The organism is Citrobacter sp. VF227 (assembly GCF_052950715.1).
The window spans coordinates 1,292,477-1,305,486 of sequence record NZ_JBRFVF010000001.1; the positions used below are offsets into that span (position 1 = coordinate 1,292,477).

At 52.3% G+C, this 13,010-nt stretch carries 14 protein-coding genes; 7 read left to right on the forward strand and 7 right to left on the reverse strand.

Annotation, left to right across the window (positions count from 1 at the left end):
- Nucleotides 1-18: 18 nt before the first annotated feature.
- The 3 genes from ackA (at nucleotide 19) to yfcC (ending at nucleotide 5,159) form a co-directional block, all read left to right on the forward strand.
- Nucleotides 19-1,221 carry an acetate kinase gene (gene ackA / locus ACU8YC_RS06315; protein ID WP_003028092.1) on the forward strand — a complete coding sequence of 401 codons (1,203 nt, stop codon included), beginning with the start codon at nucleotides 19-21 and terminating at the stop codon, nucleotides 1,219-1,221.
- Between the two features lie 76 nt (nucleotides 1,222-1,297).
- Nucleotides 1,298-3,439 (forward strand): phosphate acetyltransferase, encoded by a 2,142-nt coding sequence (pta, locus tag ACU8YC_RS06320; RefSeq protein ID WP_187253463.1) that lies wholly within the window; start codon nucleotides 1,298-1,300, stop codon nucleotides 3,437-3,439.
- Nucleotides 3,440-3,638: 199 nt separating this feature from the next.
- Nucleotides 3,639-5,159, forward strand: coding sequence for a putative basic amino acid antiporter YfcC (gene yfcC / locus ACU8YC_RS06325; RefSeq protein ID WP_048211065.1), 1,521 nt, complete (start codon nucleotides 3,639-3,641; stop codon nucleotides 5,157-5,159).
- A gap of 55 nt (nucleotides 5,160-5,214) precedes the next feature.
- Here the strand turns inward: yfcC and yfcD are convergent, their stop codons facing one another.
- The 3 genes from yfcD to yfcF are packed head-to-tail and all read right to left on the reverse strand — an operon-like array spanning nucleotide 5,215 to nucleotide 7,077.
- Nucleotides 5,215-5,769 carry an NUDIX hydrolase YfcD gene (yfcD, locus tag ACU8YC_RS06330; RefSeq protein ID WP_151219930.1) on the reverse strand — a complete coding sequence of 185 codons (555 nt, stop codon included), beginning with the start codon at nucleotides 5,767-5,769 and terminating at the stop codon, nucleotides 5,215-5,217.
- Between the two features lie 56 nt (nucleotides 5,770-5,825).
- On the reverse strand, nucleotides 5,826-6,377 hold the full coding sequence (yfcE, locus tag ACU8YC_RS06335; RefSeq protein ID WP_446895124.1) for a phosphodiesterase: 552 nt from the start codon (nucleotides 6,375-6,377) through the stop codon (nucleotides 5,826-5,828).
- Nucleotides 6,378-6,432: 55 nt separating this feature from the next.
- On the reverse strand, nucleotides 6,433-7,077 hold the full coding sequence (gene yfcF / locus ACU8YC_RS06340) for a glutathione transferase (RefSeq protein ID WP_151224767.1): 645 nt from the start codon (nucleotides 7,075-7,077) through the stop codon (nucleotides 6,433-6,435).
- Between the two features lie 134 nt (nucleotides 7,078-7,211).
- Between yfcF and yfcG the strand changes: the two genes are divergently transcribed.
- The 4 genes from yfcG (at nucleotide 7,212) to ACU8YC_RS06360 (ending at nucleotide 9,765) form a co-directional block, all read left to right on the forward strand.
- Nucleotides 7,212-7,847, forward strand: a complete 636-nt coding sequence (gene yfcG / locus ACU8YC_RS06345) for a GSH-dependent disulfide bond oxidoreductase (protein WP_151224805.1) — start codon at nucleotides 7,212-7,214, stop codon at nucleotides 7,845-7,847.
- Nucleotides 7,848-7,901: 54 nt separating this feature from the next.
- The gene (gene folX, locus ACU8YC_RS06350) at nucleotides 7,902-8,264 is read left to right on the forward strand and encodes a dihydroneopterin triphosphate 2'-epimerase (protein WP_446895125.1); all 363 of its coding nucleotides are present in this window, start codon (nucleotides 7,902-7,904) and stop codon (nucleotides 8,262-8,264) included.
- A gap of 20 nt (nucleotides 8,265-8,284) precedes the next feature.
- Entirely contained in the window at nucleotides 8,285-9,178 is an 894-nt protein-coding gene (locus ACU8YC_RS06355; protein ID WP_151219934.1) for a TIGR01777 family oxidoreductase, read from the forward strand.
- 71 nt (nucleotides 9,179-9,249) lie between these two features.
- Nucleotides 9,250-9,765 carry a GNAT family N-acetyltransferase gene (locus tag ACU8YC_RS06360; protein ID WP_151219935.1) on the forward strand — a complete coding sequence of 172 codons (516 nt, stop codon included), beginning with the start codon at nucleotides 9,250-9,252 and terminating at the stop codon, nucleotides 9,763-9,765.
- Nucleotides 9,766-9,799: 34 nt separating this feature from the next.
- Here the strand turns inward: ACU8YC_RS06360 and hisP are convergent, their stop codons facing one another.
- The 4 genes from hisP to hisJ form a co-directional block, all read right to left on the reverse strand.
- A complete protein-coding gene (gene hisP, locus ACU8YC_RS06365) occupies nucleotides 9,800-10,573 on the reverse strand; it encodes a histidine ABC transporter ATP-binding protein HisP (protein ID WP_061068225.1) in 774 nt (257 codons plus the stop codon).
- A 13-nt stretch (nucleotides 10,574-10,586) separates the two neighbouring features.
- The gene (gene hisM / locus ACU8YC_RS06370; RefSeq protein WP_003028116.1) at nucleotides 10,587-11,294 is read right to left on the reverse strand and encodes a histidine ABC transporter permease HisM; all 708 of its coding nucleotides are present in this window, start codon (nucleotides 11,292-11,294) and stop codon (nucleotides 10,587-10,589) included.
- Nucleotides 11,291-11,977, reverse strand: coding sequence for a histidine ABC transporter permease HisQ (locus ACU8YC_RS06375; RefSeq protein ID WP_016150709.1), 687 nt, complete (start codon nucleotides 11,975-11,977; stop codon nucleotides 11,291-11,293). Before ACU8YC_RS06375 ends, hisM begins: the two co-directional genes overlap by 4 nt.
- Before the next feature lie 186 nt (nucleotides 11,978-12,163).
- Entirely contained in the window at nucleotides 12,164-12,946 is a 783-nt protein-coding gene (hisJ, locus tag ACU8YC_RS06380; protein WP_003028120.1) for a histidine ABC transporter substrate-binding protein HisJ, read from the reverse strand.
- Nucleotides 12,947-13,010 lie beyond the last annotated feature (64 nt).

Below are 13,010 nucleotides of genomic sequence, written 5' to 3' on the forward strand. Positions count from 1 at the left end.
TCATAAATAGGTACTTCCATGTCGAGTAAGTTAGTACTGGTTCTGAACTGCGGTAGCTCCTCACTGAAATTTGCCATCATCGATGCAGTAAACGGTGAAGAATACCTTTCTGGTTTAGCCGAATGTTTCCATCTCCCAGAAGCACGTATCAAATGGAAAATGGATGGCGGTAAACAAGAAGCGGCTTTAGGTGCAGGCGCCGCTCACAGTGAAGCGCTGAATTTTATCGTTAATACTATTCTGGCACAAAAACCAGAACTGTCCGCTCAGCTGACTGCAATTGGTCACCGTGTTGTTCACGGCGGCGAAAAATACACCGGCTCTGTGGTTATCGACGATTCCGTTATTCAGGGTATCAAAGATGCAGCCTCTTTTGCACCGCTGCATAACCCTGCACACCTGATCGGTATTGCTGAAGCGCTGAAATCCTTCCCGAATCTGAAAGACAAAAACGTGGCCGTATTCGACACCGCGTTCCACCAGACTATGCCGGAAGAATCTTACCTCTACGCCCTGCCGTACAGCCTGTACAAAGAACACGGCGTTCGTCGTTACGGTGCGCACGGTACCAGCCACTTCTTCGTCACTCAGGAAGCGGCAAAAGTGCTGAACAAACCAGTTGATGAGCTGAACATCATCACTTGCCACCTGGGCAACGGCGGTTCTGTATCTGCTATCCGTAACGGTAAATGTGTTGATACCTCCATGGGTCTGACCCCGCTGGAAGGTCTGGTGATGGGTACGCGTTCCGGTGACATTGACCCGGCGATCATCTTCCACCTGCACGACACACTGGGCATGAGCGTTGACCAGATCAACAAAATGCTGACCAAAGAGTCCGGCCTGCTGGGTCTGACCGAAGTCACCAGCGACTGCCGTTATGTTGAAGATAACTACGCGACTAAAGAAGACGCTAAACGTGCAATGGACGTTTACTGCCACCGTCTGGCGAAATACATCGGTTCTTACACTGCGCTGATGGATGGTCGTCTGGATGCTGTTGTCTTCACTGGTGGTATCGGTGAAAACGCCGCGATGGTTCGTGAACTGTCTCTGGGCAAACTGGGCGTTCTGGGCTTTGAAGTTGACCATGAACGTAACCTGGCCGCACGTTTCGGCAAATCTGGGTTCATCAACAAAGAAGGTACCCGTCCTGCGGTGGTTATCCCAACCAACGAAGAACTGGTTATCGCGCAAGACGCGAGCCGTCTGACCGCCTGATTTCACACCGCCAGCCTAGCTGGCGGTGCTGTTTTGTAACCCGCCTGAAACGGGCGGTAACGAAAGAGGATAAACCGTGTCCCGTATTATTATGCTGATCCCAACCGGAACCAGCGTCGGTCTGACCAGCGTCAGTCTTGGCGTGATCCGCGCAATGGAACGCAAAGGCGTTCGTCTGAGCGTCTTCAAGCCGATCGCTCAACCGCGTGCCGGTGGCGATGCGCCAGACCAGACTACCAGCATCGTCCGTGCTAATTCTTCTCTGCCAGCCGCTGAGCCGCTGAAGATGAGCCACGTTGAATCTCTGCTCTCCAGCAATCAGAAAGATGTGCTGATGGAAGAGATCATCGCGAACTACCACGCGAATACTAAAGACGCTGAAGTTGTCCTGGTTGAAGGCCTGGTCCCAACCCGTAAACATCAGTTCGCGCAGTCTCTGAACTACGAAATCGCGAAAACGCTGAATGCAGAAATCGTCTTCGTTATGTCTCAGGGTACCGATACTCCGGAACAGCTGAACGAGCGTATTGAACTGACTCGCAGCAGCTTCGGCGGCGCGAAAAACACCAACATCACCGGCGTAATCGTGAACAAACTGAACGCACCGGTTGATGAACAGGGCCGTACTCGCCCGGATCTGTCTGAGATTTTCGACGACTCTTCCAAAGCGAAAGTGATCAAAGTTGATCCGGCTAAACTGCAGGAATCCAGCCCGCTGCCAGTTCTGGGCGCGGTGCCATGGAGCTTTGATCTGATTGCCACTCGTGCAATCGATATGGCGCGTCACCTGAACGCCACCATTGTGAACGAAGGCGATATCAACACCCGTCGCGTGAAGTCTGTGACCTTCTGCGCACGCAGCATTCCGCACATGCTCGAGCACTTCCGCGCAGGTTCTCTGCTGGTGACTTCCGCTGACCGTCCGGACGTGCTGGTTGCTGCATGCCTGGCAGCGATGAACGGCGTAGAAATTGGTGCTCTGCTGCTGACCGGCGGCTACGAAATGGACGCGCGTATTACTAAACTGTGCGAACGTGCATTCGAAACCGGCCTGCCGGTATTCATGGTAAACACCAACACCTGGCAGACCTCTCTGAGCCTGCAGAGCTTCAACCTGGAAGTTCCGGTTGACGATCACGAGCGCATCGAAAAAGTTCAGGAATACGTTGCTAACTACATCAACGCTGACTGGATTGAATCTCTGACCGCAACGTCTGAGCGCAGCCGTCGTCTGTCACCACCAGCGTTCCGTTATCAGTTGACCGAGCTGGCGCGTAAAGCGGGCAAACGCGTCGTTCTGCCAGAAGGCGACGAACCGCGTACCGTTAAAGCGGCGGCTATCTGTGCTGAACGTGGTATCGCAACCTGCGTACTGTTGGGTAACCCGGATGAGATCACCCGCGTTGCGGCCTCTCAGGGCATTGAACTGGGCGCTGGCGTAGAAATCGTTGATCCGGATGTAGTTCGCGAAAGCTACGTTGCTCGCCTGGTCGAATTGCGTAAAAACAAAGGCATGACCGAAACCGTTGCCCGCGAACAGCTGGAAGACAACGTAGTTCTCGGTACCCTGATGCTGGAACAAGACGACGTTGACGGCCTGGTTTCTGGTGCCGTTCACACCACCGCGAATACCATTCGTCCGCCGCTGCAGCTGATCAAAACTGCACCGGGTAGCTCACTGGTATCTTCCGTATTCTTCATGTTGCTGCCGGATCAGGTTTACGTCTACGGCGACTGCGCGATCAACCCGGATCCAACCGCAGAACAGCTGGCAGAAATCGCTATTCAGTCCGCTGAATCCGCGATTGCCTTCGGTATCGAACCGCGCGTTGCGATGCTCTCCTACTCCACCGGTACCTCTGGTGCAGGTAGCGACGTAGAGAAAGTTCGTGAAGCGACTCGTCTGGCGCAGGAAAAACGTCCTGACCTGATGATCGACGGTCCGCTGCAGTACGATGCCGCAGTTATGGCTGACGTAGCAAAATCCAAAGCGCCGAACTCTCCGGTTGCTGGTCGCGCTACCGTGTTCATCTTCCCGGATCTGAACACCGGTAACACCACCTACAAAGCGGTACAGCGTTCTGCCGACCTGATCTCCATCGGGCCGATGCTGCAGGGTATGCGTAAACCGGTGAACGACCTGTCTCGTGGCGCGCTGGTAGACGATATCGTCTACACCATCGCTCTGACCGCGATCCAGTCTTCCCAGCAGCAGTAATCTGCCATGCGTGCCGGATGCCTTATCCGGTACACATCCTGCTTATCAAACCGGAAATAGCTGATATTTCCGGTTTTTTTATATCTGATTTCCCGTTGGCCTGGTCTGAATGATTTACCAGGATGCGCTGCATCAATGAATAACTATTCTTCTGTTTGCATACTTACCCTCTTTTGCATTGCAACAGGGATAGTCTTTCATGTCAGCAGTAACAGAAACACGGCCAGCTAAAAAGTGGGCGATGCCCGACACGCTGGTGATTATTTTTTTCGTCGCCATTTTGACCAGTCTGGCGACATGGGTAGTTCCCGTCGGGATGTTCGACAGCCAGGAAGTGCAGTATCAGGTTGATGGGCAAACCAAGACTCGCAAGGTCGTTGATCCCCATTCATTCCGCATTCTGACCAATGAAGCCGGTGAAGAGCAGTATCACCCGGTTAAATTCTTTACCACCGGTGATGAAAGTCCTGGCCTGATGAACTTCCCGTTTGAAGGGTTAACCTCCGGTTCTAAATTCGGCACCGCTGTTGGCATCATCATGTTTATGCTGGTTATCGGTGGCGCGTTTGGCATCGTGATGCGCACCGGAACTATCGATAACGGCATCCTGGCGCTCATCCGCCATACCCGAGGGAACGAGGTCTTGTTTATCCCGGTGCTGTTTATTCTCTTCTCTTTAGGTGGCGCAGTGTTTGGTATGGGAGAAGAGGCCGTCGCCTTTGCGATAATTATCGCGCCGCTGATGGTACGCTTGGGTTACGACAGTATCACCACCGTGCTGGTAACCTATATTGCCACCCAAATCGGTTTTGCCAGTTCGTGGATGAACCCGTTCTGCGTGGTGGTCGCGCAGGGCATTGCGGGCGTCCCGGTGCTTTCCGGCTCAGGTTTGCGTATCGTGGTATGGGTCGTTGCCACGATGATTGGTTTGACCTTCACGCTGGCCTACGCGGCGCGCATCAAAAAGAATCCGCTGCTGTCGCGCGTTCATGAATCAGACCGTTTCTTCCGCGAACAGCAGGATGAGGTCATTGAGCGCCGCTTCACGCTCGGCGACTGGCTGGTGCTGATGGTGCTGACGGGCGTGATCGTGTGGGTCATTTGGGGTGTTATCGTCCACGCATGGTTTATTCCTGAGATTGCCAGCCAGTTCTTCACCATGGGTCTGGTGATTGGCATTATTGGCGTCGTCTTTCGGCTGAACGGCATGACGGTCAACATAATGGCATCCTCATTTACTGAGGGTGCGCGCATGATGATTGCTCCTGCCCTGCTGGTCGGTTTTGCCAAAGGGATATTACTGTTGGTAGGCAATGGTGAAGCGGGCGATGCCAGCGTGCTGAATACCCTGCTGCACAGCATCGCCAACGGTATTAGCGGTCTGGATAACGCCATTGCGGCGTGGTTTATGCTGCTGTTCCAGGCAGTGTTTAATTTCTTCGTCACTTCCGGCTCCGGGCAGGCTGCGTTGACCATGCCGCTGCTGGCACCATTGGGTGATCTGGTTGGCGTAAACCGTCAGGTCACCGTTCTGGCATTCCAGTTTGGTGACGGATTCAGTCATATTATCTATCCTACGTCGGCATCACTGATGGCAACGTTAGGCGTTTGTCGGGTGGATTTTCGTAACTGGCTGAAAGTAGGCGCCACGCTGTTAGGACTGCTGTTTATTATGTCCAGCGTGGTGGTGATAGGCGCGCAGATAATGGGTTACCATTAAAAAAGATTGCCCGGCCTACACGATTTCTAGACGCTGTAGGCCGGATGAGCCGATTCTATTCAGCTTCTTCCTGATTTTCGGCTTTCGCCCCTTCATTCTTGGCGTTACGGGTCATCCACAGCGCCAGGGCTTTCAGTGAGTCCGGCGTAAATTCGTCGCAGCGCGCGGTGATTTCTTCCGGCGTCAGCCAGCAAACTTCACTGACCTCTTCTTCCTGAAGCGCAAACGGTCCATGGGAAACACAGCTAAACAGCCCACCCCATACGCGACAGTTCTGGTCTTCAAAATAAAACTGCCCATGCTCGGCAAACGGTACGCCCGCAATCCCCAGTTCCTCTTCCGCTTCACGGCGCGCTGAGTCCAGTAACTGTTCGTCAGCCTGCACAACGCCGCCAGCGGTAGCATCCAGCATACCGGGCAAAAAATCTTTTGTCTCAGTACGACGCTGAACCAGAATTTTGCCCATACCATCATGCACGACGATATATGTCGCACGATGACGTAAGCGCTGCGCCCGCATTTGTTCCCGGCTGGATTGTGCGATGACTTCGTTGTCTTCATTCACAATATCCACCCATTCCGTACTTGCCAAACGACGCTGTTCCACCATCAGGAAACCTTCTTTTTTCTTGCGCTCTTACGGCGCGTTTATGTTTGTGGGGTAAATTACGGATTAATCTCGACCTGTGCAATAATACTTTGATCATTGAGTGCCATTACGCTGAGAACATTATCATCCAGAATCCCGTAACTTGCCGCAAAGCCCCCTTTCGGGATGCTTACCGAGCCAGGATTGAAGTGATAAATGTCTCCTTGTCGCTCAGCGACGGGCAGATGAGTATGTCCATAAACCAGCACATCTCCCACGTTTAGCGCAGGCATATTTTGCGGACCAAAAAGATGTCCGTGTGTCAAAAATAATCGCTGGTTTTCTGTCAGAATTTGCTGCCACGGCGCGGTCATAGGAAAATGCAGGAGCATCTGATCCACTTCGCTGTCGCAATTGCCACGTACCGCGATAATCTGCGCTGCCAGCTCGTTCAACCGCTCGGCAACCTGCGCGGGCGCATAGCCTTGCGGTAGTGCATTGCGCGGCCCGTGGTTTAAAACATCACCCAATATCACCAGCCATTGCGCACCGCTCGCGGCAAACCGTTCGAGTACGCGTTCCGTGGCTGGCAACGAACCATGAATGTCCGATGCGAACATCAGTTTCATCACTCACCCCTCGCTGAAAAGTACCTTGTAATGATACTGGATTACGACCCGTTTTTCAGCAGGAACGCTTCGCTGAAAGCGCGATAAAACGCTGGATTGAAGCGCGCTGCCACTGGAAGGCGGCGTATTCTGCAAGCGCTTCTGGAACCTCATCACCGTTAAGGACCAGACGATTAAGCATTAGCGCTAAATCGCAGTCGGCGATACACCATTCACCAAATAAATTCTGTTTGCCATGGCTTAGCAAACTGCTCGCCGTAGCGAACAATTTCTCCGCGCAGGCTTTTCCCGCGTCACTCAACGGCGCTTTCTTCACGCCAGCAAAAACCACATCCGTAGAGCGTTCTTCACGGATAGGCATCAGATCGCTGCGGATCCACGCCTGAACCTGGCGAGCCCGCGCGCGTTTTTGTACATCATGCGGGTAAATACGCTCCCACTGCGGCGGCGCAAAGCTATCTTCCAGAAATTCAGTAATCGCTGATGATTCACTCAGCTCGAAACCGTCGATTTCAAGAACCGGTACGCGGCGCGTCAACGCATACCCTTGCCATGAAGGTTGCAAGTGTTCGCCGTTGTTGAGATCAACCGTTTTCAGCGTAAAAGGCAGTCCTTTCTCTTGCAGAGCGACATAAACAGACAGCACGTAAGGGGAGAAAAAATTGGCATCTGACCACAGCGTAATTGCAGATTTGCTCATAATGTCCTCTGAAGTGTATTGGCTTGCTTTCAAAATATAGAGTCTTTCTCTCGCTGTCACTTGATGAAAACTCACGTACGCCAACAAGCTCTATACTTGTTATGACCCGGTTCATGACAAAAGGGACGCTGAAAATGATCGATCTCTATTACACCCCATCGCCAAACGGTCACAAAATCACGCTGTTTCTTGAAGAGGCACAACTGCAATACCGTTTGATTCATGTCGATATCAGCAAAGGCAATCAGTTTCGCCCTGATTTCTTGCAGATCTCGCCGAACAATAAAATCCCGGCCATTATCGACAGTGCCCCGATGGACGGCGGAAAGCCCATCAGCTTGTTTGAGTCCGGAGAAATTTTACTCTATCTGGCGGAGAAGAGCGGTAAGCTGCTGAGTGGTGAATTACGTGAACGTCACACTACGCTGCAGTGGCTGTTCTGGCAGGTCAGCGGCCTGGGACCTATGTTGGGTCAAAATCATCATTTTAGCCATTACGCCCCACAAACCATTCCCTACGCCATTGAAAGATTTCAGATTGAAACTCAGCGCCTGTACAACGTGATGAATAAACGACTGGAAACGTCCCCATGGCTAGGAGGCGATCACTACAGTATTGCCGACATTGCCTGCTGGCCGTGGATCCACGCCCATCAGCGTCAGCGCATCGACCTCGACAACTACCCGGCGGTCAATAACTGGCATGAACGCATTCGTACGCGTCCTGCGACTGAGCGCGCCATGCAGCACGCACAAATCGAGAAGCGATGACGCAATTCGGTTCTCGTGTATCATGCAAAGGTTCATACATGGAGGAAACCTGCAATGTCACAACCTGACGCTATTATTCGTATAAAAAACCTTCGTCTGCGCACCTTTATCGGCATCAAAGAAGAGGAGATCCTGAATCGCCAGGATATTGTCATCAACGTTGCCATTCACTATCCGGCAGACAACGCCCGTACCAGCGAAGATATCAACGACGCGCTGAATTATCGCACTATCACCAAGAGCATCATTGCCCACGTGGAGGGTAACCGCTTCTCATTGTTAGAAAAATTAACTCAAGATGTGCTCGATATCGCACGCGAACATCACTGGGTCACTTATGCTGAAGTGGAGATCGATAAACTTCATGCATTGCGTTACGCCGACTCAGTTTCCATGAGGCTGAGCTGGCAGCGCTAAAACATAACCCGGGAGGCGACATGCAGATTCTGATTACCGGCGGTACTGGCCTGATTGGGCGTCATCTGATCCCCCGCCTGCTGGAGTTGGGGCATCAGATAACCGTAGTAACCCGTTCTCCTGATAAGGCGCGTCAGATTTTCGACTCCCGAGTTAGGCTGTCCAAAGGGTTAGAAGAGCGGCAAAATCTCAATGATATTGATGCCGTCATTAACCTTGCCGGAGAGCCGATTGCCGACAAGCGCTGGAGTGCGCAACAAAAGGAGCGTCTGTGCCAGAGTCGCTGGGGGATTACGCAGAAACTGGTCGATTTAATTAATGCCAGCGAGACGCCGCCCGAGGTGCTCATCTCCGGTTCCGCCACCGGTTACTACGGCGATTTGGGCGAGGTTGTGGTCACGGAAGAAGAGCCGCCGCACAACGAATTTACCCATAAGCTATGCGCCCGCTGGGAACAAATTGCCAGCACAGCACAAAGCGACAAAACCCGCGTGTGTATGCTGCGTACCGGCGTGGTGTTGGCCTCTGCTGGCGGCATTCTGGGGAAAATGGTCCCGCCATTTCGTCTTGGCTTAGGCGGCCCTATAGGTAATGGACGCCAGTATATGGCCTGGATCCATATTGATGATATGGTCAATGGCATTATCTGGCTGCTGGATAACGACCTGCGCGGCCCCTTCAATATGGTTTCACCCTACCCGGTCCACAATGAGCAGTTTGCCCACGCGCTGGGACATGCCCTGAATCGCCCTGCCATTCTACGCGTTCCCGCCAGCGTAATGCGGCTGCTGATGGGCGAGTCTTCAGTGCTGGTCCTCGGCGGGCAGCGAGCATTACCCAAACGCCTGGAAGCCTCCGGTTTTGCATTTCGCTGGTACGATTTAGAAGAAGCGCTGGCGGATGTGATCCGATAATCCCGAAGCCCTATTCATGGTCGCCGTTGTGGTGGTAAGGTTATAGACCAGAATTCCGCAATGGCGACGTTATGGCGATAATATCGACTCCCCGACTTACCCTCTCCTTATTTAAATTTTCTGACTGGTCATTTTTCCAGAGATTACGTGAATGCCCAGAAGTCATGCGTTATATGGGCGACATTGCCCCGGCGAAAGACACACGTCTGTTATTCGCCAGACGTCTGGCTGCACAGCATACTTTCGTCATCCGCGAACATAACAACTCAACGCCTCTTGGCGATATTGGCTTGCAGATCAGTCATTTATACCCACACGAGGCCGACCTCGGCTACGCCATCTTGCCCGAAGCTCAGGGAAAAGGGATTGCCAGCGAAGCCGTGACGGCGGTGTGCCAGTACGCTTTCGAGCACACGGCCGTCACGGCGATAAACGCTTACGCACTCGCGGAAAATAAGGGTTCTGTTCGTATACTGGAAAAAACAGGCTTTGTGCGTACGCAGGTACTGGAAAAGGCGTATGAGATTGATGGCATCGCCTACGACGACTGGGTTTATCGCCTGGAGCGCGATGCGTTTAAGCTGTAGTGCCCGGAAAGCGTAACGCCTCCGGGCAGCTCACTTATTTCAGCGAGCCCTTGAGAAACTGCTGCAAACGCGGGCTTTGCGGATTACCGAATACCTGCTCTGGGTCGCCCTCCTCCTCAATTTTCCCCTGATGCAGGAAAATCACGTGCGTGGAGACATGCCGAGCGAATCCCATTTCGTGGGTCACGACCACCATGGTTTTACCCTCTTCGGCCAGCTGTTGCATAATGCGCAGCACTTCACCTACAAGCTCTGGGTCAAGCGCCGACGTAGGTTCATCAAATAGCAACACTTCCGGTTCCATCGCCAACGCCCGTGCAATGGAGACGCGCTGCTGCTGTCCGCCAGACAGGTGCACCGGATATTTGCCCTGCGCGCGCTCATCAATGCCCACTTTAGCCAGATACTTCACTGCTCGTTCGCGGGCTTCTTGTTTGCTCAGCCCCAACACCTGGATCGGCGCTTCCATCACGTTTTCCAGCACCGTCATGTGGCTCCACAGATTGAAGTGCTGAAAAACCATCGTCAGTCGCGTACGCAGCAGGCGCAGCTGATTTTTGTCCGCAACCTTGAGCTGGCCATCTTTGTCACGCACCAACCCAATGTTCTGACCACTGACCACAATCGTCCCGGCACTTGGCTTCTCAAGAAAGTTAATGCAGCGCAGGAAGGTACTTTTACCGGAACCTGACGAACCAATAATACTGATAACATCACCCGCATTGGCCTGCAGCGATACCCCTTTCAGCACTTCATGTTCGCCGTAGTGCTTATGTAAATCGATAACGTTTAATTTATTTTCAGACATCGTGTTACTCGAATCATTTAGAGGATACATGCTGCAACCAGCGTTTTTCCGCTTTACGGAACAGACTGATCAGGACATACGAAATAATCAAATACAGTACAGCAGCAATACCGAAGGCGGTAAACGGCTGATACGTTGCCGAGTTGATATCACGGGCAATCTTCAACAAATCAGGCACCGTGGCGGTAAATGCCAGCGCCGTGGAGTGCAGCATTAGAATCACTTCATTGCTGTATGCCGGCAGCGCAATACGCAGTGCGGAAGGTAAAATAATACAGCGATACAGTTTAAACGACGAGAAACCGTAAGCCCGCGCGGCTTCAATCTCACCATGGGGTACAGAACGAATAGCCCCGGCGAAAATCTCTGTGGTGTAGGCACAGGTATTCAGCGTCAATGCCAGCACGGTACAATTCAGCCCACTGCGGAAAAACGCGTTAAGGAAGTCCGTTCCTTTGACGATCTCCAGCGTATACATCCCGGAATAAAACACCAGCAGTTGAACGTACAGCGGCGTGCCACGAAAAATATAGGTGAACAGCCAGATGGGAAACTGGATAAATTTATTACTGGAAACGCGACCAATCGCCAAAAACAGCGCCAGAATCCCGCCCATCACCACCGACGAAATCAGAAGCCAGAGAGTGATAGCAACGCCAGTGTAACGATATCCATCAGTCCACAGCAGGGACTTCCAGTATTCCTGAATAATCTCAATCACAGGTCAGCCCTCTTCACACCCACGGAATAGCGGCGCTCAAGGTACAGCAGCACACCATTAGATACCGTGGTAAACACCAGATAGATGACCCCGCACACCACGGCAAAATAGAACGGCTCCCAAGTACTTTTCCCGGCAAGCTGAGTGGCTTTCACTACGTCCTCAAGTCCGAGCAACGACACCAGAGCCGTGGCCTTAAGAATGACCTGCCAGTTGTTGCCAATCCCCGGTAAGGCATAACGCATCATCGCCGGGAACATAATGCGGCGAAAGATTTGTGAGCTGGTAAAACCGAATGCCGTCGCGGCTTCGATATGGCCTTTTGGCACGGCCATAAATGCGCCACGAAATGTTTCGGTAAAATAGGCGCCGTAGATAAACCCGAGCGTAATAATACCCGCGACCATTGGATCGATATCAATCTGGCCGATACCGATTGCATCGGTAATGGTATTCAGCGCAATTTGTAACCCGTAGAAGATGAGCAGCATTAAGACAAGATCGGGCACTCCGCGGATAAGCGTTGTGTACCCTTCGAAAATAAGCCCCATTGCCCGGCTTTGCGACAGCTTAGCTCCCGCGCCGACAAGACCTATCAGAACCGCCAGTACCACCGAGCTGAGTGCCAGCTCAAGCGTAACAATTGCGCCCTGTAAAATAACACCTGAAAAGCCATACAACATGCTGCCTGTCCTGTCGTGTGTGGTGGAGTAATAAGCCTCTTTTGATTTCAGACTAACCGTTAAATGCCGGATGGCGGCTTTGCCTTATCCGGCCTACAAAATTACCGTAGGCCGGATAAGCGCAGCGCCATCAGGCGTAAATTCAACGCGTCAAAAATCTACGGGCTTTATCAGCACCTGCGGTGATTAACCGCCGTAAACATCAAAATCGAAGTATTTTTTTGCCAGTTTCTCGTAAGTCCCGTCAGCGCGCATTTCAGCAAAGGCTTTGTTCAGTGCTTCGCGCAGCTCGTTATCGTCTTTGCGCAGCCCCATACCGGTACCCACGCCGAATAACTTCTCGTCTTTCACAGACGGGCCGCCGAATTTGTAATCTTTACCGACCGGCTGTTTCAGGAAGCCTTCGCTGGCCGCGACTTCATCCTGGAATGCGGCGTCAATACGCCCTGCTGTCAGGTCAGAATAGATATTGTCTTGTCCCTGATAGGAGACAATTTCAATGCCTTTTGGCGCCCAGTGTTCGTTGCCGAACGTTTCCTGAGTTGTGCCCTGCAGCACGCCAACACGTTTACCTTTCAACGATTCAATGGTCGGCTGAATAGCAGAATCTTTAGCGACAACCAGACGCGAGTCGGCTGCATAAAGCTTGTCGGTAAAGGCGATTTCCTGCTGACGTTTTTCAGTAATGGAAAGCGAGGACATGATCGCATCGATTTTCTTCGCTTTTAGCGAAGGGATCAGCGCGTCTAGCGGGTTTTCCACGAAGGTACATTGTGTATTGATACGTTTGCACAGCTCTTTTGCCAGATCGATATCAAAACCGACTAATTCACCCTGCGCATTTTTCGATTCGAACGGCGCATAAGTCGGATCCGTACCGATACGAATTTTTTGCGGAATGGCGGCAAATGCTGCGGTAGCACTGGAGAAAGCCAGAACCAGAGAAAGAGACAACACCAGTTTTTTCATAACTATCCTCAACAGACTGTCTTTTATAGGGGATCTTTACAGGACCAGGTGCAGTTATCGTGCC